Here is a 23,260-nt window from a genome sequence, read left to right as displayed (position 1 = left end):
TTTCCAATTTAGGAGATACATACTGCATTATCGGTTCGACGATTAAATAGTTTATATTTTCCATAACATTTTTTGCTAAAATGGTTCAAAGATCCCCAATAAATTACCATTATTTTCATAAAAGTAAAATTACTAGTGTACATAGATCCAGTTCTAAGGTCACCTCATCGCACTTTCTTTTTGATATAATTTAAGACATTTGGCACATTTACTTTTTTCATTTCTTTTTGTTCATCTTACTTCTCAGGACTAAAATTACGAGTTTTTTGTATCCAATATTCCATTTTAGACCCTATGTATTAGACCATTTCTACCAAACTGGAGTGAATTCATACATTTGGAAGGAATTAACCCGTGAAAAAACTAGGAAATCCCTGCTAACTCGAACTATTTCCCGGTATCAAATCTCATATATGTTAAAGCAAATTCAAACAGACAACCTCGTAAGAGGCTGCCTGATGTAGTGTTTACGGGCAGAATGAGATCATTTTACGTGAGGGGGATGAGCTGGACGGAATTTATTTTTAAGTTGAGGGGCGTATTAAGGTTTCTTCTAGTGTGGGAACAGGAAAATCCTTGTTATTACGGTTCTGCTCACCCTTGTCATTATTCGGGGACATTGAATACTCGCAAGAGGTTGTGGTCCAATCACAAGTGGAAGCCGTACAGCAAACCACCCTCTTATTTATCCCGAAACAAAAGGTTGGATCTGACCAAATGGATAACCATAGCTTTAAAGATTTAATGCAGAAACATCTTTCTTACAAGCTTCTAACCTACACATCCGCATCACGAACGAACTTACTAGGCGCTGTCGAGGAACGACTTGCAAGTTATTTATTAACGATACAGCTACAACGGGAGTTTGGAAAAAAAATTCAGACGCCATACATCCCAGATATAGCCTCTTTGAATGAGACTCCCATCGCCATTTAAACCGTGTCATTCAGCGGCTCACCGACATGGAGATCTTATATAAAGTTAAGCAAGAAATTGTTGTACTCGATTGGGAGCATTTGGATGAGTTATCTAACGAAATAAGATTTGAATAACCTAAAAGTCCATCATTCAATTGAGGATAAAATGATCGATGTCATCATAACGGATATCGATCTTTTCTCCGTTTCTTTTGACAAGATTTATATACAGAGGGGCTGCATCAACACTTCCGCCACCCACCAACACATGGTAGTCATCATTGATTTCATATTTACGGATGTACAAGCCTGAACCAACGTCTTCAAAGGGATAACCTTCAAAATCCTTCCACGACAACGCCTCGCCTTGCTGAGTTAGATCCCGTATTTCATCCATGGATAATATCGCAGTTTTTTTATCATTACAGGCTGAAAGTATAATCGTCAAAGCAAACAATAACAGCATTATCAAGTTACGCTTATTCTCATTCATAAACCTCCCAACTCTATATTTTGTTATTTATAGGAAAATAAAAGGTAATAATATCATAGCTTAGACTAGATGTTAATAAGGAGTAAAGCCCTTTTAGGGGTGCTTTACTCCTTTTGAAATCTTTAATTGTGAGGGATATTGGATGGACCCGCAAGCTACGACACCGGAAAATGAATATAAAAAAACAGGTCAATCATGGTGGTATATGACCATAATCGACCTGTTCTATGTAACGCTTTAGCGTTAATTAGGTTATAAATTCTCAAGCATTATTGTGCGTACAAACGAAATGACAAAATCTCTATACTAGTATTACATAGGTTAAGTGTGTTACTGGTTGAATGATAGGTTTATTCGGCACTGGGTAGCCCCCACAAATACTCAAAGAGCCACATCTTGGTATCCCACCCTAGCTACTTCTTCATTAATTAGACGTATACCAACCCCATTTTCTTCATCCCATGTACAGTCAAATGTTAGTCCAATATATCTGGCTTCAAATCGTCTTGCAGACGGTACATAAATCCCAACTAGCATAATACTTTCAAGAAGTTTATCATTTGTTTCAATTAAAGGGTACTTTTCATTATATGAAACGTCATACCCAAGTTCAGATCGCTTCTGTTTGTAATAATCTAAAATTGGTTTCAGAATACTTTGCTGAGTAGCCCCCCAATTTTCTTTCAAAGTATTATATGAAGCATACTGTTTTTCACTAAATTCGCCATCTTCTTCACCATCTACCATCAAAGCAATATTGACTTCTCCTCCGAAAAACTCAATTGTAGTATCCTTGCTCCACATATAATCAAATTCAAGTTCACCGAAAACTGTATCATTAATTTTCAATTTGAGAAATCCCCCTTCTATTTATTTGCAAATCTGCCCGGTTCAAACGCTCCTGCGTTTATCTCTCCAACGCCACCTAGATGTCCGAATTTGCTGTTAATTTCAGATGGTACAAGTTGAATTGTTTTCCCATCATTTAATTCGTGCCAAGTTAGCTTTAATTCTTCGCGAATATCTGCAATGTCTCCTGCTTTAATTTTTCCTGGGGTTAACCCAAATTGACTAGCCAACTCAGGTGAGTTATTAAGTTGCTCAGCCAATTTTATATCCATTACTACCAACTCCGCCCACCATGTGATCAATTTCCAGTTGTGCTTTTGCTACAGGCGAAAAATCAGGTACTCCGTTCTTATAATTTATACCATCAATACCTGCTTCGTCTAATATCTTCTTCAAATCAGGATCTGGTGGTGGTTTTAAAATACATTTTGTTTCGCCCCTTTGCCCCTCAAAACTAACCGTTTTATTATTTGGTGATAGCGTTTGATTAAGTCTCGATTCATATGAACTGGAAAATTCAGTTTGCTTGAAGGCAGGTGGAGTATCAACTTTACCCGTCCCATCAACCGCCTTCACTTCTATATCCTTTATTGAATGATTACTCCCACTCTTCCCTTCCATCTTCTCTCTTAATATCCGGTCCATTTCATTCATAAAATTGATTTGCATCGGGGTCTGTGGAAGTGCCGGGGTATCTATATCTAGATTATTTACCTTGAATTGAAAACCTTCATTTCTGCTAAATGCCGGCAACGGTTTTTGTACCTCAAAACTTTTTACAGAATCCAATCCTTTGGGAAGCTTTGGACCTCCGCCTCCTGTAGGAAGCAAAGATTTTTCTACCGGACCTTACAACAACGTTACCATTCCCTGACTGTTGAGCCAATGATCTGCTGACCATGCTTCGTCTGGATTAAATGCTCCTTTCGCCATCTCCACTGTTCCCAGTGTTAACCAATCCGCAAACTTCTCCTTTGAATCAAACATATGCTCTGATCGATCTTTGGCTGCTTCAGATATCCCAACCGGGATATCTCCTGTTATCCTAACGTTAAACCAGTTGAAAAAGACGCCCTACTCTTAATAGTGACGGTATCTAGATGCGATTATTATTATTTCATCCTCCCTATCGGAGCGGAGTATCCTACAGTTGCATAGCATTTTGAAAATCCTGTGAGAAAGAGAAGATAACAAAAAACAGGTCATTCATATAGTGGTATCTGACCATAATCGACCTGTTCTATGTAACGCTTTATCGTTATTTAGGTTATAATTGTAAAGCATTATTGTGCGTACAAACGAAATTACGGAATCTTTATATGGGTATTAAATGGGTTAAGTCTGCTTCTGCTTAGCCGCCCGATTCATTCGGCACTGGGTCGGGGGCTACTCATTTACAGACTTCGTCAAGAAAAAGGTCACAACACGACGGTTAGCTTACATTGTGGCGTCGTTGTTGGTTATGTTTAAGCTCTTGTTGTTGGAGTTGTAAACAAGATTTGATTATTTGTTTCTATCTAAGTCATGGTACGGGTTAGAAATGTTCTCGCTAACTTATGCAATATTGAACTTTTGTTTGATTTCCATTAATCGAGCTTCAACCTCATCCTTAACAATTGGATTCCGTATTAAATAACTACGTCCTCTCTGAAAGAATTTTTTAGGTGACAGAAAAACCCGATTGCCCGAAACGTCATCCTTACTGTTCTATGTCAACTGGTCGTCACCAGATTTATTGACTTGCACAGTAACTATCGCGGCAAATATCCAGATTGTTGCGGACAATTTACAGATAAGTCCTGACAATATTAATAGTCGATCTATCCATCCAAGAAGGTGCGATGGTTTAGACAGCTTTTCTATCGGGGCGGCGTATCCTACAGTTGCGTAGCATTTTCAAAAAACTGTGAGAAAGCGAACATAACAAAAAACAGATCAATTACGGTGGTATCTGACCATAATTAACCTGTTTGATGTAACACAGTAGCGCTATTTAGGTTATAAAATTAAAGCATTTGTTGTGCGTACAACCGAAATGAAGAAATCTTTATACGGGTATTACATGGGTTATATGTGTTATTGGTTGAATGATGGATTCATTCGGCACAGGGTAGCTCCACCAAGGAAAAAGCCTCAACTAACATTCGCTAATCAGGCTGCACCTTTCTAAAAGGTAATTTCATTTCCTAAGTTTTGTTTCTCTTTGTCTAGGAAAGAATTAAATAAGTTGACTAATCTAGCTACGTTCTCTTCATGTGAGTATAACAATGGATTGTACCCATCTTTAGGAGTTAGATAATTAATGAAGTCCTCCATGTCCTCTGGATAATCCATATCAGCATACACTTCAGCAATCTTGTTTAACATTTCCTCATAATCATCTTGATACGTAGTCTTTAAATAACTCAGGATACCCAATCTCCATTTTCTTTTTTCAACTTGCCAAACATCTGAATCTGGAGATAATTCATTGACAATTGACTCTTTTAATACATTCATCAGTAATTCCTCACAATCAAAATCATATTCTCCCCAAGCAAGCTGAATAATATTTTGATTGTTTGAATCTGGATGACTAGTTAAAAACTCAATTGCATACTTAGTTATGTCACTGTTACTAACTAAGCCAAGTTTTAATCCCACATAAAGTGTTGTCCAATTGTAATTTATATTACTTTTCTTGAAAATATCTATAGAAAAACTCATTATTATCACCTTTAACCTTAGGGTCTTTGATTTGGAAGTCCTGTTATTTGGCCGTTAGGAATAAACCTTCTGTGCGTTACTCCCTTTGTTGGATCGACAATCCACTCGAATATTCCATTTTGGTCTTTAATAGTTGTTATTCTTTCATTGATTCGTAGGTCTTTGTTATATACGTCTTTATAATCGTAGTACTTCATACCACCTTTGATTTGATACAATTTCCTTTTCACTCCGTCACCACTAACGAATTCAAATTCCTTAGCATATGGAGTGTAATTGTCAATTATATCATTAAACCCATGCTGACCATCTGGTTTCTTTAAACCACTGCCAGAACGTGCATTATCAAGTACTGGATGGGATATATCTTTACCCGTCCCCTCAATCTTACCACCTTTCACATCCCCAAACCCATTCATCTCATTTATATAGTGCTCCTGCACAAATGTTTTGGGCAGTGGATTCGAATCCATGGGGATCTTTCCTACACTGAAAGGCACACCTTCTGGCGTGCTTAAAAATGGCTTGAATTTCGGGAGTTCAGCCAAGTGACCGGAATTCTAATTATTAGTTATCTTACCTGTATATGTTGACTGGTCGCCACCAGATTTCTTTCCTGCACCGTCATCGTTGCAAGTCAGTTATGTTACGGACAAAGTGCTACTCTTTGCTTTTTATTTCTCAGTATTACTATCGTTATATGGCATTTTACAGTTGCTAGTAATGTCGAAAAAACCGCAGATAACAAAGGTAACAAAAAACAGGTCAATCATGGTGGTATCTGACCATAATCGACCTGTTCTATGTAACGATTTAGCGTTATTAAAGTTATACCTTTCAAGAATTATTGTGCGTACAAACGAAATGAACAAATCTTTATACGGGTATTACATACTTAAGTGCGTTACTGGTTCAATAAAGAATTCATTCGGCACTGGGTAGCCCCGTTGAAGTCGGATGAAATCCCATGTTTTTTTATTCTTCGATATAAGAATAATCAAGCAAACTAAGTAAACTTCGATTTAAGTACTTTATGTGGCATAGATCCAAATAACTATTGATAATTAACTTATTCTCTTTTCTAAGTAGCTGATCTGAACCATTTTCTAAAAACAACAGATTTCCACCATATTGTTTTATAAACTTTCCTATAACTTTAATCAGAGCTTCTAATCCTTGATAAAAGGTGTTACCAAACAACTGACCCCTAATGCAATTATTAACATCTACGTCATAATGGTTTCTAACAAAATTCTTGTCAGAAATATCCTCAAGTTCAAGAACCAATTAGATTTCTTCTTTATCATTGTGAACCGATGCCTTATCTTTCCCCTGATTTTTCCAAGTCAACCTAATCTAATCCTTTATTCGGTTTTCCAGTATTGCTAAAATCTATTAGAGTTTTCATCTCATGGCTTGATATGCCAACTAGCAATTCTCCATGTATTGTAATACTTGAATTCACAAAATGTATTTCATCAAAACCAGTGATATTTAAGAATTTCGTATTTTCAAAGTGACAATTGAGGAATTTCACATTTTTAAAAGTAGAATTATTAAATGTTGATGATAAAAATTTAGTGTTTTTAAATTCTACTTCAGAAAAAGTTGAATCATCCATATATGTTAGTTCAAGTTTAGCATTTGAAATTTCCACATCAAAAAACTTCGATTCATAAAAGGTCGTTCTAAAAGAATCTAAGTTTTTGAAAACAGTTGAACTAAACCTCGAATTGTCCGCCTTACCTTTCCTGAATATATTATCTGAAAATTCACACCTATTAAAGTTACTACCGCAGAGAGATGCTCCACTCAAATACACATTTGAAAAGTCACACTCGTTGAATACTACTTCTAAAAAACTACTATTGTTTAAATCATAACCTGTAAACACTATCCCATCAAAAGAAGTATCTTGATAAATAAGTTCGCACACTTCATTTGAAAGACCCATTGAAAACTCAGTGTATTTCTTTAGTTTTGTAAATAAATCCATTTAATACCACCTCCTAAGGCCATGTAACTACTTTATCTATTAAACCTTGAATTGATATTTCATGCAAAAGTTCTGCTTTGTTTTCGATACTTAAGTTAGAGACATCTAGTATCACATTTTCACCTTCGCTTAGAGATTTATTAATTGATCTCATAGCGCTCGAAAGTTTGTAACCTCCCTTTTTAGGCGGATAATTTGAATTAAAGGACTTGACATCCCAAGCTTGCCCTTTTGCATCTATAAATTCTGCTTTTCCAGATGGATCTCTAGTTATAGGTCCATCTAATTTTTTCATTTCCTCAAGTTCTAACCCAACCCTTGCCTCATGTTTTCCTTTTTCAATATCAATCTGCCTTGTAGAACCTGCATGAGCTGGATCATGTGCCAAATCGTCAATCTCAGATTGTGTTCTTTTGCCAATAAAATTCTCAGTTTCGTCAAATTGGTGAACAATTCTATCATCTGTCTGACCTTTACCCGTCCCCTCAATCTTACCACCTTTCACATCCCCAAACCCATTCATCTCATTTATATAGTGCTCCTGCACAAATGTTTTGGGCAGTGGATTCGAATCCATGGGGATCTTTCCTACACTGAAAGGCACACCTTCTGGCGTGCTTAAAAATGGCTTGAATCTCGGGAGTTCAGCCAAGTGACCGGAATTCTGAAGGACTTTATTAAGGTCTTTCACGCCTTCCATCGCTTTAGTGGCAAAATCTTGTACCCCATCGGCCACTTTTCCTACCTTTGTACCCTTAGTCACAGATAGCCCCGGTACCAATACAGAAGCCGCTGCACCCAGCATGGAGGCCTTTTCCTCCGGCGTTCCCTCATTAAAGTTATGATACATCTTCTTCGCTGCTTCTGCCAATACTTCTGGATGTTGCATGATATAAGATGCTGTATCTGCCATTTCCTGTGTCGTCTTCTCCGGGTCTATGACAAAATGGAATGTAAACGTCACTGTATCCACTACACCCATAACGGTTTCCTCGATAAGAGATCCTACAAATGCCCGCGTAACCGCATCCGCTTGTACCACTTTTTTCCGCCATTCGGTCATTCCGTAGGTTGATTCCAACCACAAATAATATGCCGATAACGAATTGGTTTCGTTAGGTTTTAATACATGCGCATTAAAATAGTTGAGTGTTATCTCATTCTTATTGTTATATGCGGTAATCGGTGTCCCATCTGGAAGCTCCGTCGGCGGAATATTCAGTCGTTCTCCTACTAGTTGGCGCTTAGCCCAGGCTCCCTGATCTCCTGGTTCCATCGCCATTCGGAGCATCAGCAGATACGATTCATTCTGAACTAATGGTACGCTGCTGGTAGTAATCGACGGATCATAATCACACGCCTTAACCACTGGTTTCTTGAAATACCCACTTAGATCCTTACCTGCTTGATAATGGACTTCGTCTATGCCTAGATATTTCAGCTTTTGGCGTGCGTCTTCTGCCAGCTTATGCATTGCGTCCATTTGAGCCTTGTTTCCAAACGCTTGATATACTTTATATGCGGTCTGCGCTTTTGCAATTTGATCCCGTGCCTGGTAGATATCCTTCAGCTTACTTTGGGCTGTAATGGAGTCGATCGTTCCCAATCCGGAATTCTTAACCGTTGTTTGGAGTTTCTGCACCAAAGGATCGCTATTCAACTCATCCCGTCCCATTAGAGCAGCAACCGAGGTGATCAGTTTCGTGACCATCTTCTGGGCATACGTTGGGATCGGAAACTGTCCACTTGCACTGCCTCCCCCAAGTTTTCCGAACATCCCTCCAAGAGTACCAAATTGCTGAAAAAGTTGATTAGCCTGCCTCTTGTTCTCATCCTGTGCGCCTTGAACACCTTTTACTGCAAGACGAATAATATCTTCAAGCTTTTCAGCTTCTACCGTCAGTTCATTGATAAGCGTCTGAGCTCGTATCAAATCTGAACCCAGCGGAATACCACCCCAGTTATTGGTCTGACCTCTCAGCTGCAAGTACAGCCGGTTGGTATCCTGGCTTACCAGTTTGATTTTTGTCTGCAGGCGTTCGACTTCATCTTCTTTAAATACCATTTTGTCCAATGCCATTTATGACCTCCAGTTCTTACACTTAGACCATCCAATGCACTACTTCCTTCGACCCCTCAGGTCTTTATGTACTACTTCATCTTTAAAAACTTAAGTATTGGAGCGCACACCTAACCTATATATCGGCTTAACCTCCCATTATTTTACTCTAAATCCTTTCTTTTATTTTTTTGATTCTAATCACTGCTATAAGAATAAGTAGACAGCACAAATACAGGTTGATTATAGTGGTAGCTCCCTATAATCAACCTGTTTAACAGAACGCATAGGATTGATTCTTGTATCTGATGCTTTATATTATTCAATTAACATTGTTAGAAATTCTTCGAAGTACTTAAAATGAAAATAATAGAAGGGTTGGGGAAACACATGTGACTTTGGACAAAACAACAATTGCGGGAGTTTATCAAGGACAGTAATTTGGTTTCTGCAAATAATGAGCAGAATGCCTTAAAGGATCTATTTACCGAAACGATTCAGGAGATGTTAGAAGCCGAAATGGATACTCATTTGGGCTATGGCAAGCATGAAGTCAGGGTGAAGCTCACATCAAACAGTCGAAAGAGTCGGAAAACGGTAGTCAGTGAGTAGAGCAGGAAATCGTTATCCCTCGAGACTGTCTATGGTAGTTTGAGCCTCTTGTCGTTAAAAAGCATCCATCGCACAAAACGTGATCGAAGAACAAATTAGTTACCTTACCTGTATATGTTGACTGGTCGTCACCAGACTTCTTTTCTGCATCGTAATCATCGTTACACGTATCCATTAAGTTGCGGACAAAGTCCTATTCTTTGCTTTCACCTTTGCTATAGTTGTCGTGCTATCCATCTTGAAAGGTGCGATTATGTCTTCCTCTCCCTCACTATCTCGACAAGGTAATCTACAGTTGCGAGTAAATTTGAAAAAACCGCAAGAAAGCGAACATAACAAAAAAACAGGTCAATCATGGTAGAATCTGACCATAATCAACCTGTTCAGTGTAACGCTTTAGCGTTATTTAGGTTATACTCTCCAAGTATTATTGTGCGTACAAACGAAATGTCGAAATCTCTATACCTTTATTACATGGATTAAGTGTGTTACCGGTTGAATAATGGGTTCCTTCGGCACTGGGTGGGATCTTGAATAACAAATGCCCATATCTTTGATAACGGGTTATTTTATAACCTCCTATGTATCTGTTAATAAAAAAATACTCACAAACTCATTGCTAACATTAACAAGTAAATCAGAATAACTCTCCTCTAATCTACATTTGAGTTCATTCATTTGAGGTAATACTTGTATATATATATAAATCTCTGTGATTTTATGGCTATCAGGATCAAGAAACATTGTAACATTAGTAATGTCATTTTCCTTCCGATTCACCTGATTAACACTGTAGATAATCTTATTCTTGTCTTCCACTCTCGTTTTTTCAATGCCGAATAGACTGCCTAAATTGATGTAATTGGGATCCCCTTTTCTAAATATCAAGAGTAGATCAACTAACAAACCATCGAGAGGCTTTTCAAAGGAAATCTTTTTGTAGTGCATCCCATTCATGATCAATAAAAGTAAACCAATTAGGGGTTTCAAGCTTGCCCTTTAACAATCCAGATAATTTCCATTTCCTTATGCCAATGTGGTGTAGTTAATATACTGCCATCGTTCTCAATACAGCGGTAAGGAAAGGCTTTATCCAGTCGTGGGAATTCCAAATAAATGGCCATCTGATCGTCTCTCTTACTTATTTAGTGGATTTATAATCTCATTTATAGCGGACAAAGGCGAGTTTGGCTATTGAAGCTGAAACGTAAAAAGAGCTATCCATTACCCAACCAGGGAGCATGGACAGCAAATTTTAGGGATCGTTAATGATTCAATTTCTCTCATTTCGTAATTGCTCCACCGTCCCTACGAAACTGCTTGGGGGTCAAGCCAGTGTATTTTTTAAATAACTGTGTATAGTAACTTTGGCTGCAAAATTTAAACATCAAAGCGATTTCGGATATAGACTGATTCGTGTGAATGAGGATCGACTGCGATTCCTCAATTCTACGCCGGTTGACAAATTCCGTGAGCGGCATACCCGTTTCACGCTTGAAGCGGTCGGACAAATAACTGGGATGCACACCAACATGCCGGGAGATCAGGCTAAGGTTCAAATCTTGAAACAAATGCTCGCGTATAAAATATACGGATAGATTGACAATATGTGAATAATGAAGGTTCTCCTTCTGCTGGCGCATCACTGTAATGAATTGCAGGACCATTTCATATTCGTATCGATGAAGTGCCTCAAGCTCTGTCGTAGCTTCAACCGAACGGATGAACGTATCACTCAGCTGAAAAGCTGTCTCAGGGTCAACACCACCCCGGATAATCGCACGTGTAAACAAGGTGCAGGATGCAATCATAGCGTTTTTCTTGGAGCGCAGCGGATATCGGGCTAGCGTAGCAGCTTCCATTGCGTTAATTCTATGCAGTGCTTCCAGTGCCCGGTTCTCGTCACCAAGTCGGATAGCTTCCAAAAGCTCTTGTTCATAATCCAGCGGAGGATGGACAAATCCCTCTGACAGATCCACAGAACGTGTGGACCAATATTCCGGTAGTTTATGTTGTCCTTTAAGTTGATCCATACTTGTTACCTCACCTAAAAATTTTGATAATATCCTAAATAATTTAGTATAATTCTAGCCCTTTCGGACTTAAAATTCAATTCATAACCATCAAGGGAGGAAACATAAGCATGAGCTGGAGCATTGCCAATCAGGGATTGTCGGCAGATACCCTACTGAATTTGGAAAGTATTTTTGCGCTGGGGAATGGATATTTGGGCGTGCGTGGCAATTTTGAAGAAGGGTATTCCGATAAAGAAATCCGCAGTATCCGCGGAACGTATTTAAACGCCTTTCACGATGTAATTGACATTCCCTATGGGGAGAAGCTATTCGCCTTCCCTGGTACACAGCAAAAATTGGTTAATATTATAGATTCCCAAGGGATAAATATTTATATAGGCGAAGATATGGAGCCATTTGCACTTACAGCAGAGAATGTCCTCGCCTATGAGCGTAACCTCCATCTGGACAAGGGATACTCGGAGCGTAAAATCCACTGGAAATCCCCCTCCGGTAAAGAACTCAAGCTGCATTTCCGTAGACTCGTTTCTTTCACTACCCGTGAACTTTTTGCCATTCATCTGACTGTTGAGCCTGTCAATTTCATCGGTCCAATCCGGGTTGTCTCTCGTGTAAATGGCGATGTTAGCAACTATACGAACCCGAATGACCCGCGTGTAGCTGCAGGACATTCCAAACGCATGAGTGTAGTAGCGTGCGAAGCTCGGGGTGAATATGTATGCCTGGAGAACGTGACGATGGCTTCGGCCCTGTGGACCTCCTGTGTTACCCGGCATGAATGGGAAGGGGACTGGCAGGTTGATACTCAGGCTGGAGAAACCGATGCTACAGTGACGGCAACCGCCTCCTTGTCTGGGCCACTATCGCTGACCAAATGGAATGTCTATACCGATACACTACGACATGAACAAATGCTTGTAGATACCGGTATTCAGGTACAAGAATCATTGAAGCACCTCTCCTTTGAAGACATGCTGGAACAGCAGGAGCATTATTTGGCTGATTTCTGGAAGCGTTCCGATGTAGTCATTGAGAACGACTTGTCGCTTCAGGAGGGCATACGTTTCAACCTTTATCAGCTGCTGCAATCAGCCGGACGCGACGCGCATAGCAACATCTCCGCTAAAGGCTTATCCGGTGAAGGGTACGAAGGCCATTATTTCTGGGACACGGAGATTTATATGTTCCCTGTGTTCCTAATGACTTCGCCTGACTTGGCCCGGCAGCTCCTATTATACCGGTATTCCAAGCTGGAGGAGGCAAGGGAACGTGCTAAAGAGATGGGTCACGCCCAAGGTGCATTGTTCCCATGGCGGACGATTTCAGGTACGGAATGTTCCTCCTTCTTCCCATCCGGTACAGCTCAATATCATATCAGCGCCGATGTAGCCTACAGCTATATCCAATACCATCTAGCGGAAGAAGATGACGCCTTCTTGCTCCAATACGGCGCCGAGGTGCTATTTGAGACAGCGCGGCTTTGGATGGAGATCGGTCATTACTACGAAGGCAAGTTTCACATCGATGAAGTGACTGGACCGGACGAATACACATGTCTTGTGAACAACAACTATTACACCAATGTAATGGCCAAACATAATTTAAAATGGGCCGCACGCAGTTTTGCGCGACTTCAAGAATATGACGAGGCTGCATTCCAAGCTTTGTGTGTGCGCCTGCATGTAACTGGACCAGAAGCAGACAGCTGGCTGAAGGCGGCGAATGCCATGCTGCTTCCTTACGACGAGAAGCTGGGCATTAATCCGCAGGATGATACTTTTTTACGCAAAGCGGTCTGGGATTTCGAGAATACACCACCGGAGAAACATCCGTTGTTGCTGCATTACCATCCACTCACGCTATACCGTTATCAGGTCTGCAAGCAAGCCGATACTGTACTGGCTCATTACTTGCTGGAAGACGAGCAGTCGCATGAGACCATTCGTAAGTCGTATGATTATTATGAGCAAATCACTACCCATGATTCCTCCTTGTCCTCTTGCATATTCAGCATTATGGCTTCGAAGATCGGGTATAAGGACAAAGCGTATAACTATTTTATAGAGACGGCGCGGCTCGATCTCGACAATACGCACGGAAACACTAAAGACGGATTACATCTCGCCAATATGGGTGGAACGTGGATGGCTATTGTGTACGGTTTTGCCGGAACACGTCTCAAGGAAAATGGCCTGTCGCTCGCTCCGTCCCTACCTGCGGGCTGGCAGAAATATAACTTCCGCCTCACCTTCCGCGGCCGCCTCATTGCTGTAACCATTCGCGAGGAAGGTGTGGAGCTTGAACTGCTAGAGGGTGAAGCCCTTGAACTTACGCTCTACGGCCAATCGGTAACTCTGGGCAACGAGAAGCCGGTAACTCAGGCGCTGCAAGCCTAATCATAAGGAGCGAAACACAATGAATGCAACATCTCAAATTCAAGCCGTAATCTTTGATCTAGACGGCGTTATTACCGATACCGCAGAATATCATTATCAGGCTTGGGGCATGATTGCGAAAGAGCTGAGCCTCCCGTTCACCCGAGAGTTCAATGAGAACCTCAAAGGTGTATCGCGCATAGCCTCACTGGAGTTGCTACTTGGACAAGCGGCAACTCCGCACACCTATTCTCCCGAAGAGATGGAGGAGATGGCGACCCGCAAAAATGAGTTTTATCAGCAACTCATTCAGCAGGTAACCCCAGCCGATGTGCTGCCTGGTATTTCTGAATTGCTCGCCGAGCTGAAGGACCACGGAGTGAAGACTGGCATTGCCTCCGCTAGTAAAAATGCCTTTACAGTTATCCGCCTTCTAGGTATGGAGAAAGACTTCGGAGTTATTGTAGATGCAGCCAAGCTTGCTCGCAACAAACCAGACCCGGAAGTGTTCCTGACCGCCGCCGATGCGCTTGGTGTAGATCCGCAATTTTGCGTCGGGGTCGAAGACGCAGTCGCCGGGGTAGAAGCGATCAGAGCGGCAGGTATGTTCGCTGTATATATCTCCATACAGGAGAGCTTGTCCATCGCTGATATGAACTTGAACAACACTGCTGAACTTAACTACTCCGAGCTAAACCAGCAATTCGCTGCTATAAAGAATAGAGTAAGCTAAATAATTGGGATTCCCAGTCTCAATATATGTAAGTCACAAACTAAGCCGGCAAGCTCCTAAAGGGAGCTTGCCGGCTTTTGTTTGAAATATACTTTTCAGAACATCCACTTCTATTCGCCATTGCGGGCATCCTCACAGCATTCCAGCTTTATCAGACCTATCTTTAAAAAGCTTCTTTATAGTGAGTCCAAATAAAACACAGCAAGTCAGTGCCGCACAAAAATCAGCAATAGGCTCAGCAATAATCACTGCATCTGTTTTCGGGCTAATAAATGTCGGGAGCAAAAGTACTAATGGAATAAGCAAGATAATCTTACGCAAGATCGCGATAAAAATAGAAACTCGTGCTTGTCCCAAAGCAATAAATACTTGTTGAAAGGCTAATTGAATACCAAAAATACAAGTGCCAAGGAAAAATATCTTCATTAATCTAGCGGTCAGAGCCACCAGCTCAGGATTATTGGTAAAAATGATAATGGGCAGCTTCGGAACAAAAATGGCCACGCCCCACATCGACAATCCGAAAGCTGCACAAAAAACACTGCAATATAAAATGGTGGATTTTACACGTGCGTAATCGCGAGCTCCATAATTATAGCTAATAATAGGCTGTGCCCCTTGCGCAAAACCAGATAACAACGTCCCAAAGATTTGCATCAGCGTGCCCATAATCCCCATGGCAGCAACGTACATATCGCCTCCAAATTTAGCTAAGGACGTGTTAAATACAATTTGAATTAAACTTTCGGTCGACATCATAATAAACGGAGAAAGCCCCAATGCAAGTACACTTGCAGCTTCTTTAGGTTTAATGCGCATATTCGATAGACGCAAGCGCAGATGAGCTCGTTTAGAGATTAAGAACCCTAATACCCAAATAGCCGAAATAAATTGGGCAATTACAGTTGCCAACGCTGCACCCTTAATGCCCATATTCATCTCAAAAATAAAAATCGCGTCAAGGACGATATTCACAACCGCTCCAATACATACCGTGAGCATGGCTGTTTTGGCGTATCCTTGTGCTGCAATGAACGGATTCAATCCTAAAGAAATGAGCACCGCCACAGTTCCTAGAAGGTAAATGCTTAAAAAATCGTTGGCTAGCGGCAATGTATCGTGGCTCGCTCCGAATAAAGTTAAGAATGGCGACTTAAAGATAAGAAATAAAGCGGTTAGGATTATGGATGCCATAACCAGCATAGTAAAACAACTTCCCAGTAATTCTTCTGCTTTTTTATGTTCTCCTTCGCCCATCTTTATTGAAGCTAGGGGTGCCCCACCAGCTCCGATTAGAGCTGCAAATGCTGAAATCAACATAATGATCGGAAAAGATATCCCTATAGCGGATAAGGCTAGCGTCCCCCCCTCCTCCATTCTTCCGAGGAACATCCGGTCAACTACACTGTACATGGCATTGATTAGCTGAGCTATAACGGCAGGAATAGCCAATAAGAAAATAAGCTTGGGTATACTTTGGTTGGCAAAACGATCCTTCATTTGATTATTCATTTATTCATTTCCAATATAGCTTCACGGAGGCTTTTAGGAAGCTTTTTGACAACCATATCGTAGGAATGGTCTATCATGTCAAAGACATCCGACGCTGGCAAGGAACCATCGATCATGATTGAATTCCAGTGCTTTTTGTTCATATGAAATCCCGGTCGAACGCAATCATGTTGCTCTCTTAAGTTCTCCGCAATGATCGGGTCACATTTTAGATTTAAGCGAACAACCCTCCCTGTTTCCTCAAAAATAAGTGCGAACATTTTATCAGCCACTTTGATGACCAATGGAGTAGGCCCAAACGGATGCTCCTTAGTCGCCCCTTTCTTTTTCAAACAATATTCGATGATGTTATTCTTCAACTCTCTCTCTCCTTTTCTGATCAAAGATCTGATCATTTCTGCCATTAACCACGTTTCTTAATTATATCATTTTGTTCACCCGAGCAGGTTTCTATGAAGTAGACAAAAACCGCAACATCTGAACATTTATGGGCATAATACATACGTTTAAATTTAAATATAAAGGAGCTTTCTTATGACAGGAATTTTAGGTGGCAACCCCAAGGATGAACCGATGCATTATGGAGAGATCTTTAGTGTATGGCAAGCTTCGATGGTAGCAAAGGGCGCCCTTTCGTGTTACCGAGCTTACTTATATCATGCCGGCGACAATGATCTCAAAAAAGTATTAGGCGCATTAATTGATCAAGCCGAGCTTGAAGTTAGTGAGTGTGATACGCTGCTGGCAGATAACGGGATTGCTTCCGTACCAGCGATGCCAAATAGACCCGAAGCCAAGCTTGAAGATATTCCTGTAGGTGCACGATTCACAGATCCCGAGATTGCTGCTAAAATTGCTGCTGACACTGCTACAGGATTGGTAGCTTGTAGCCAGGTTATGGGTCTTTCTATCAGAGAAGATATCGGTGCATTATTTGCAAAATATCACCTAACTAAAGCAGCAATAGGCGTTAAAATTCTCAATTTGAGCAAGAAAAAAGGCTGGTTAATTCCTCCACCACTTCAGGTAAAAAGACCAGAGTCTGAATAAGTCTTAAAAAGTGTTTAACTCCGCTCCGTTGTTGGGGCGGAGCTTCTATTTTACAGCTATGCGATTGGAATCATTGAAACAGCTACAACACCACAGTGAATAATACCATTTCTCATTAATTTGATTGTACCCTGAAAAGGCCTTCGATAAATCGGAGGCCTTTTTTGGTTGTCCTACAAAATGTTTCTTTTGAATAGGCTAGTACTACACACAAACATTAGAGAGGAGGGAATGCTATCAATACTTTCATAGGATATATTGTTCTTGGTCTTTCGCTATCCGCACCTATTGGCCCTATTAATGCCGCTCAACTGGACAATGGAATTCGTAAGGGCTTCTGGCATGCTTGGGTAGTGGGGCTTGGAGCCATAAGTGCAGATATCATTTTCATGTTATTAGTTTACTTTGGGGTGATCCATCTGCTCGAATCCCCTTTTATTAAAGCATTCTTGTGGTTATTTGGTTTCTTTGTGCTGGTGTATACGGGCATAGAGAGCATTAAAAATGCTGGTGTGATTTCTGAACCCGGTATGAGAAGCAGTGATTCATCTTTAACTAAGTCTTATTGGTCCGGTTTACTGATGTCTTTATTCAATCCGCTTTCCATATTATTTTGGCTAGGGATATACGGGTCCATTTTGGCCAAAGCGGCCATGGAGTATCCGATGCAACAGCTGTTGATTTATAGCGGAGCTATTGTACTCGGAATTTTGATCTGGGATGTATCTATGGCGGTCGCCACAAGCATGTTTCGTAAAGTCCTGACAACCCGTGTTTTAAAATCGATCTCCGTGCTGTCAGGTCTTTCGCTTGTTGGTTTTGGGCTTTATTTTGGTATACAAGCTGCTCAGCTATTGTTTTTTCATTAAGTTTTGTTTTTTTGGGGTCTAATGATTTTTGTCGGACCCTTTGAGTAATCTATTATTCCCTGAATTTCTAACAATAAATTCCCTTTACTCGCTTCCTTATCCGTATCAACGGTATGTTTCTTACGAACACGTGTCACGATCCAATCACAAACGGCGATCAGTGTGACAAGCAACAGACTAATATATAACCCTGGGCGGCTGAGTGAATGAAAAAGAGTACCTGTGACCGCGAGCCCAATGAGCAGCAATCCTAGCCAACGTTTAATCGTGCTAAACCGACTTCCTTTTAACAGTTTTCCAGAAGACAGCAGGATAAACGACCAATTATACAGTAGCATTAACCCAGCCGCAGTAGTGATATACTCATACACTTTTCCTGGTAACAATAGTGACATCACCACTGCCGCCGTAATCCCAACGGTGATCAAAGTAAGGGCATAAAAAGGATATTTATCCTTCCACTTCCGAGAAAATAACTTCGGCGCATCTCCTTCTTGAGACAGGGTAATCATCATTGAAGTTACAGCGTAGAGTGACGCAGTCATTGTAGAGAAGCCAGCGACAATCAACACTCCGTTAAATAAATGAGGCACGAAAGCCAAATGATCACTACTTAGCGCTAGAACAAACGGACTTTCTTTCGAGTTAAACGCACTAAACGGCACCATGATTACAGCTAGACCAATAGACAAGATGTATACAATAACCAAGGCGATCAGCATAACCTTTCCTGCCTTTGGTGCATCCTCCGGCTTTTGAAGTCTATTGGACATAATTCCTAGTACCTCAATCCCTCCGTAAGCATAAAAAGCGAACAGAAAGGCAGACCACAACCCCACCCCTCCTTTAGGAAATAGCGCGGTGTAGTTTAATGGAACCTTCGGTGTATACTTCCCTCCGCCTATCCAACCAGCCAATAGAGAAGCCGCAATGATTAAGAACATGAGAATAGCAGCTATTTTTATTACAGCCAACACATTCTCAACCCGGTCAAACCCTTTATTCCCAAAAAAGACGATGACAAGTCCCAATAAAGCAAACCCTGCAGCAAATATCCACATAGGCACCGCTGGGAACCAAAAGCGCGAAAAAATAGATAAAGCAGTTAGTTGACTACCCATGATTAACAATTCCGAAAACCAGTAAACCCAACCACTGCAGAAACCCGCCCAGCTGCCGAATGCTTTTTTTGCATAGGAACGAAAAGATCCTTGCTCTGGTTGTTCTGCTGTCATACGTGAAAGAGCATCAAATACTATATACGTCCCAATAGCAGCCAAGATGTAAGCGATCAGTACTGCTGGCCCGCCTATAGAAATCGCTAAGCCTGAACCTAAGAAATACCCGGTTCCAATTGTACCTGCAACGCCTTATAAGCTTAACTGCCACCATTTCAATTTCTTTTCACTTTTTGAATTAGTAGAAGCTTGGTTCAAAGAATTCAGTCCTTTTCGTAAAGAAGATATAAGTTCACCTTCTGGATTTTACACACTCCAATAGGCTGTCCTTATACTCATAAGTACATGCGGACTTTTTTTATTCTATATAATGCAAAGGGAATGAGACCTATATAAATTTAAAAAGAGTAAAGTGACCAATAGGTCACTTTACTCTTTTTTAGTATCCCTCAAAATATCCGCTTCTGATCCCGATCATCAATAATAATCTGCACCGCTTCTTTAAACCGAATCGCATGGATGATTTCCCGCTCCCGCAGGAACTTAAGGCTATCCTGCAGATCCACGTCATCCGTCATGTCAATCAGCCACTGATATGTAGCTCGAGCCTTTTCTTCAGCCGCAATGTCCTCATAAAGATCAGCCAGTGGGTCACCCTTAGCTTGAATATAAGCCGTTGTAAAAGGTACGCCTGAGGCATTATTGTAGAACAAGGCATGATCATGTGCTGCAAAATGCGGTCCTAATCCAGCTTCCTCTAATTCGCAAACAGACGCATCCTTTGTCAGCTTGTAGATCATCGTGGCAATCATCTCGAGGTGGGCGAATTCTTCTGTAGAAATATCGTTCAAAACGCCAATAACTTTATCCGGAATCGTGTATCTTTGATTCATATAGCGCAGGGCTGCGGCGAGCTCACCGTCGGCTCCTCCGTATTGCTCACTTAAATAACGCGCCATCCGGATATCACATTTACCGACCCGTACCGGATATTGCAGCTTCTTCTCATATATCCACATTCGGGAACTTCCCCTCCTCTAGAAACTTAGTTCCTTACAGTACACACTTCTTACACCTGCCAAGGCCAAGGAGCCTGATTCCATTCCCACGGACATTTCGAATAAGCGCGACCAAAATTCTGCAGCGGACCATATAATTCCTGAAATTGATTCGCTAGCTTGGTACGTTCCTGAGTCAGTTGATTAAATTGTTCAATACTTCTTAAATCATCTGGATGAGTGTTCAGATATAAGTTTAATTCCACCAAGGCAAAATCAAGAGTCTGCAGCTGTTCAAGCATTTCATAATATCGTTGATCGCAAGGGTTTGCCTCCATAGTCTACTTCCCTCCTCCTTTGCACTTAGATTCATACGGGCTGAACAGTGCTGGCCAGAGCGTGCCATACTTCAAAGCTTCCTGTAAACTAAACTGCGGAAGATCGGGTGGCTGAAAGTTAATGAACTGATTCGGTGGAACTACATATGTCTTGAATGGTACCGGTGGGCAAGGATCAAACGGGCCCCTAAACGGGGTATACCTCCGTAGCTGTGATTCCATTTTTCGTACCTCCTTTGTTCCTGTTCCTTGTTTATTACTCCCTTAGCTAACTTATGACAGCAGGACACATTATAAAACGTTATTTATAAAAAAAGCACTGGAGCAAGATTGTCATGCAATTGCACAACAAATAAGCTGCCTTCGGAAAAGTACCGAAAACAGCTTATTATTTGGATCTTATTGAATATTAAGATCTAGACTTCACTTTTTTGACGAATCTTCGTGGGTAATCTCAAGGATATCCAACATAAAAACAAAGATGGGAATGCCAAGAAGAAGTCCCCAGACACCTATATAATGCTCAGAAAACAACAACACTATAAAGGTGTAGAACATCGGCAAATTCATTTTTGTGGACATCAACTTTGGGTTCAAGAAATACCCTTCGATAAAATGTAATACCGCAATAATCGCCAGCACATAAGTGACTGTTGTCAGACCGCCGATGTTGTAGCCGATGATTAAGAGCGGAATGAGCGAAATCAAAAAACCAACCACCGGAATGAGACTGAGCAGAAAAATCAAGATCGATAAGGCAAATAAATATGGGAAGTTAAGCAGCCACAAGCCAATAATAGTAAGACAGGTGTTGAATAAGGCAATGAGAATTTGCGCTTCAATTACTTTCCCAAAGGAAACGATGAATTTTCGGCTAAAATACTCCAGATCTATATAAAACCAGGCAATTCGGCTCTCTCTCATTCTAGAAGTGAAACTGACAACCCGGTTCTTCTCCAGAATAAACACAAAACTTAGAATGGTCGATATAACGAAAGTCGCACCCCAGTTGCTAACCTTCAACACATAATCGATACCTCTTTTGATGTAGGACTGATAGTTAAGGTCCCTGAGCATATCATACAAATACAATGTAATCTTGTTCTGCGGGAGATCTTCTGGTTTGAGATTGGTAAGGAAGATGGTTAATTGCTTAATCTGTTCCAATACTTTAGGGAGATATTTAGCAAGGGCCAGTACAATCACTGCGATTAAAGCGAGGTATAAAATGACAATAATCACCTTACTGTTAACCTTCATAAATTTACCAATTCGTTTACTAAGCAATGTCTGAAAGCTGTTCATGACAAAAGCAATCAAAAACGTCAGCAACACCAGATTAAGCATCCCTCGAATACTGAACAGCAGCAACCCGATAAGTGCGAGAATAAAAAAACGCCTGGTGGTTATATTCGCGTAGAATCGCTTCAATACATTCATAGATCTTGCTCCATTCGATTGCGATTAATATTGCTGATCATCCACTGGCTATAAAAAAGAAAACTTAGCCCCCACAAAAAAGCCGATGGAAACAAAAAGGAGTGACCAGGTTAGCGCTCCTGCAGTCGTTATGAGTATATATTTTTTGAAAGACATAGCACTGATTCCAGAGATATAGCTTGATACATGCCTCAGACCGGGAATGAAATAGGCAATGAAAATCGCCCAGTTGCCGAACCGCAAAAACCATCTTTTCATACTGGCAAAACGCTTGGGTGTAAGGCCCACCCACTTGCCGAATTTTTCTACCACAGGTTGCCCTAGTCTTAAACCAATGGTATAGCTGATAAGCATTCCTGTGATAGATCCCATGAAACAAACCAATACCGAAAGTGAAAAGTCCAAAACCATAACGGAGGATAAATAGCCTACAAACAGCATTAACACCTCATCCGGTACAGGAAGTCCGATAATCCCAAGCGCCATAAGGGCAAATATGGCTAAATATCCGTACTGCGAAATGATCTCAATAATCCAAGGCATGGCTGTATCACTTCCTGTTGAAGGATTTTTTAAGGGAAGGAAATGGGATACGACTGACCATCATTACAGACAGTATTGCCATTAATACGATGACCAGTCCTGGTTTCATACGTTCATCTAGTAAAGAAATCATCGACAGAATGACTCCAGCAGCAGTAATGGGCATCCCCACGAACCCTTTGGAAGGCGCCGACAGATTAAATCTGGCCAAACGAAGTGCGCCACAGATCAAAAAGAGAACCGAAACTGCAGGTCCAATCCAGTGAGCATCTTCTAACCTATACAACAAGATAAGGAAGGTTGGCGCTAAACCAAATGATATAATATCCGCCAATGAGTCCAATTGCTTACCGAATTCACTGGTACATTGCAGTATTCTTGCCAGTAACCCATCGAGTACATCGCATATTGCCGCGAGCAATATCATGAATAAAGCCAGGCTATATCGTTCTTGAATCGTGAAATACAAGGATAGTGACCCGAGTCCCAAGTTTGCAAGTGTGCACGTTGAAGGCAACCAGTTCAATTTCATACGATTTCACCCCTTTCATTACAG

At 40.9% G+C, this 23,260-nt stretch carries 24 protein-coding genes and 3 pseudogenes; 6 read left to right on the top strand and 21 right to left on the bottom strand.

All coding sequences use genetic code 11. The annotated features are described in order from the left end of the window. The first annotated feature begins 558 nt into the window (after positions 1-558). Complete coding sequence (locus MKX60_RS28100) at positions 559-936, top strand: Crp/Fnr family transcriptional regulator (RefSeq protein ID WP_179085874.1); 378 nt, start codon at positions 559-561, stop codon at positions 934-936. Between the two features lie 132 nt (positions 937-1,068). Here MKX60_RS28100 and MKX60_RS28095 read toward each other — a convergent pair whose 3' ends face one another. The 9 genes and pseudogenes from MKX60_RS28095 to MKX60_RS28055 all read right to left on the bottom strand — a co-directional run bounded on the left by MKX60_RS28095 (position 1,069) and on the right by MKX60_RS28055 (position 9,041). Continuing rightward, positions 1,069-1,410: a hypothetical protein gene (locus MKX60_RS28095; protein ID WP_341061604.1), complete on the bottom strand. Its 342-nt coding sequence runs from the start codon at positions 1,408-1,410 to the stop codon at positions 1,069-1,071. 381 nt (positions 1,411-1,791) lie between these two features. Then, positions 1,792-2,259 carry a DUF6985 domain-containing protein gene (locus MKX60_RS28090; RefSeq protein ID WP_341061603.1) on the bottom strand — a complete coding sequence of 156 codons (468 nt, stop codon included), beginning with the start codon at positions 2,257-2,259 and terminating at the stop codon, positions 1,792-1,794. 17 nt (positions 2,260-2,276) lie between these two features. Beyond that, positions 2,277-2,913 (bottom strand): annotated as a pseudogene (locus MKX60_RS28085) (HNH endonuclease). A 195-nt stretch (positions 2,914-3,108) separates the two neighbouring features. Continuing rightward, entirely contained in the window at positions 3,109-3,246 is a 138-nt protein-coding gene (locus MKX60_RS28080; protein ID WP_341044546.1) for a hypothetical protein, read from the bottom strand. Between the two features lie 1,179 nt (positions 3,247-4,425). Continuing rightward, positions 4,426-4,965, bottom strand: a complete 540-nt coding sequence (locus MKX60_RS28075) for a DUF2247 family protein (RefSeq protein WP_341061602.1) — start codon at positions 4,963-4,965, stop codon at positions 4,426-4,428. A 17-nt stretch (positions 4,966-4,982) separates the two neighbouring features. Then, positions 4,983-5,438, bottom strand: a complete 456-nt coding sequence (locus MKX60_RS28070) for a hypothetical protein (RefSeq protein ID WP_341061601.1) — start codon at positions 5,436-5,438, stop codon at positions 4,983-4,985. Between the two features lie 502 nt (positions 5,439-5,940). Beyond that, entirely contained in the window at positions 5,941-6,252 is a 312-nt protein-coding gene (locus MKX60_RS28065) for a hypothetical protein (protein WP_341061600.1), read from the bottom strand. Positions 6,253-6,316: 64 nt separating this feature from the next. Then, on the bottom strand, positions 6,317-6,961 hold the full coding sequence (locus tag MKX60_RS28060) for a pentapeptide repeat-containing protein (protein ID WP_341061599.1): 645 nt from the start codon (positions 6,959-6,961) through the stop codon (positions 6,317-6,319). 13 nt (positions 6,962-6,974) lie between these two features. Next, positions 6,975-9,041, bottom strand: coding sequence for a hypothetical protein (locus MKX60_RS28055; protein ID WP_341061598.1), 2,067 nt, complete (start codon positions 9,039-9,041; stop codon positions 6,975-6,977). A gap of 393 nt (positions 9,042-9,434) precedes the next feature. Here MKX60_RS28055 and MKX60_RS28050 point away from each other — a divergent pair. Further along, positions 9,435-9,667, top strand: a pseudogene (locus MKX60_RS28050) (transposase); the annotation flags it as partial. Positions 9,668-10,211: 544 nt separating this feature from the next. Here MKX60_RS28050 and MKX60_RS28045 read toward each other — a convergent pair. From MKX60_RS28045 to MKX60_RS28035, 3 genes are all read right to left on the bottom strand, one after another. Next, positions 10,212-10,622, bottom strand: a complete 411-nt coding sequence (locus tag MKX60_RS28045; protein WP_341061596.1) for a hypothetical protein — start codon at positions 10,620-10,622, stop codon at positions 10,212-10,214. Beyond that, positions 10,619-10,756, bottom strand: coding sequence for a hypothetical protein (locus MKX60_RS28040; protein ID WP_341061595.1), 138 nt, complete (start codon positions 10,754-10,756; stop codon positions 10,619-10,621). The genes MKX60_RS28045 and MKX60_RS28040 overlap by 4 nt, the downstream gene beginning before the upstream one ends. Positions 10,757-10,915: 159 nt before the next feature. Then, on the bottom strand, positions 10,916-11,665 hold the full coding sequence (locus tag MKX60_RS28035; RefSeq protein WP_340968362.1) for an AraC family transcriptional regulator: 750 nt from the start codon (positions 11,663-11,665) through the stop codon (positions 10,916-10,918). 110 nt (positions 11,666-11,775) lie between these two features. Between MKX60_RS28035 and MKX60_RS28030 the strand changes: the two genes are divergently transcribed. Both MKX60_RS28030 and pgmB read left to right on the top strand, forming a co-directional pair. Further along, complete coding sequence (locus MKX60_RS28030; protein WP_341061594.1) at positions 11,776-14,064, top strand: glycoside hydrolase family 65 protein; 2,289 nt, start codon at positions 11,776-11,778, stop codon at positions 14,062-14,064. A gap of 19 nt (positions 14,065-14,083) precedes the next feature. Beyond that, the gene (gene pgmB, locus MKX60_RS28025) at positions 14,084-14,776 is read left to right on the top strand and encodes a beta-phosphoglucomutase (RefSeq protein WP_341061593.1); all 693 of its coding nucleotides are present in this window, start codon (positions 14,084-14,086) and stop codon (positions 14,774-14,776) included. A 132-nt stretch (positions 14,777-14,908) separates the two neighbouring features. On the opposite strand, the gene MKX60_RS28020 is transcribed toward pgmB, so the two are convergent. Further along, a complete protein-coding gene (locus tag MKX60_RS28020; RefSeq protein ID WP_341061592.1) occupies positions 14,909-16,288 on the bottom strand; it encodes an MATE family efflux transporter in 1,380 nt (459 codons plus the stop codon). Then, the gene (locus MKX60_RS28015; protein WP_341061591.1) at positions 16,285-16,647 is read right to left on the bottom strand and encodes an MmcQ/YjbR family DNA-binding protein; all 363 of its coding nucleotides are present in this window, start codon (positions 16,645-16,647) and stop codon (positions 16,285-16,287) included. The genes MKX60_RS28020 and MKX60_RS28015 overlap by 4 nt, the downstream gene beginning before the upstream one ends. A gap of 175 nt (positions 16,648-16,822) precedes the next feature. Between MKX60_RS28015 and MKX60_RS28010 the strand changes: the two genes are divergently transcribed. After that, a complete protein-coding gene (locus MKX60_RS28010; RefSeq protein ID WP_076284173.1) occupies positions 16,823-17,338 on the top strand; it encodes a DUF3231 family protein in 516 nt (171 codons plus the stop codon). A gap of 236 nt (positions 17,339-17,574) precedes the next feature. After that, positions 17,575-18,207, top strand: coding sequence for a LysE family transporter (locus MKX60_RS28005; protein WP_076301035.1), 633 nt, complete (start codon positions 17,575-17,577; stop codon positions 18,205-18,207). Here the strand turns inward: MKX60_RS28005 and MKX60_RS28000 are convergent. The 7 genes and pseudogenes from MKX60_RS28000 to pssA all read right to left on the bottom strand — a co-directional run bounded on the left by MKX60_RS28000 (position 18,204) and on the right by pssA (position 23,236). Further along, positions 18,204-19,643, bottom strand: a pseudogene (locus MKX60_RS28000) (amino acid permease). The gene MKX60_RS28005 and the pseudogene MKX60_RS28000 overlap by 4 nt on opposite strands. Positions 19,644-19,834: 191 nt before the next feature. Beyond that, complete coding sequence (locus MKX60_RS27995; protein WP_076284176.1) at positions 19,835-20,404, bottom strand: manganese catalase family protein; 570 nt, start codon at positions 20,402-20,404, stop codon at positions 19,835-19,837. A gap of 50 nt (positions 20,405-20,454) precedes the next feature. Further along, positions 20,455-20,721, bottom strand: coding sequence for a spore coat protein CotJB (locus tag MKX60_RS27990; protein WP_042186389.1), 267 nt, complete (start codon positions 20,719-20,721; stop codon positions 20,455-20,457). 3 nt (positions 20,722-20,724) lie between these two features. Beyond that, on the bottom strand, positions 20,725-20,943 hold the full coding sequence (locus MKX60_RS27985; protein ID WP_042186387.1) for a spore coat associated protein CotJA: 219 nt from the start codon (positions 20,941-20,943) through the stop codon (positions 20,725-20,727). A gap of 201 nt (positions 20,944-21,144) precedes the next feature. Then, positions 21,145-22,161 carry an AI-2E family transporter gene (locus MKX60_RS27980; protein ID WP_042186385.1) on the bottom strand — a complete coding sequence of 339 codons (1,017 nt, stop codon included), beginning with the start codon at positions 22,159-22,161 and terminating at the stop codon, positions 21,145-21,147. A 48-nt stretch (positions 22,162-22,209) separates the two neighbouring features. Next, a complete protein-coding gene (locus MKX60_RS27975) occupies positions 22,210-22,704 on the bottom strand; it encodes a DedA family protein (protein ID WP_042186384.1) in 495 nt (164 codons plus the stop codon). Between the two features lie 7 nt (positions 22,705-22,711). Then, positions 22,712-23,236, bottom strand: a complete 525-nt coding sequence (pssA, locus tag MKX60_RS27970) for a CDP-diacylglycerol--serine O-phosphatidyltransferase (protein WP_341061590.1) — start codon at positions 23,234-23,236, stop codon at positions 22,712-22,714. Between the last annotated feature and the right edge of the window lie 24 nt (positions 23,237-23,260).

This window comes from Paenibacillus sp. FSL R5-0914 (assembly GCF_038004525.1).
Lineage (GTDB): Bacteria > Bacillota > Bacilli > Paenibacillales > Paenibacillaceae > Paenibacillus_AQ.
Note: the sequence above shows the minus strand (reverse complement) of the source record. Positions and strands in the feature narration are given on the sequence as shown.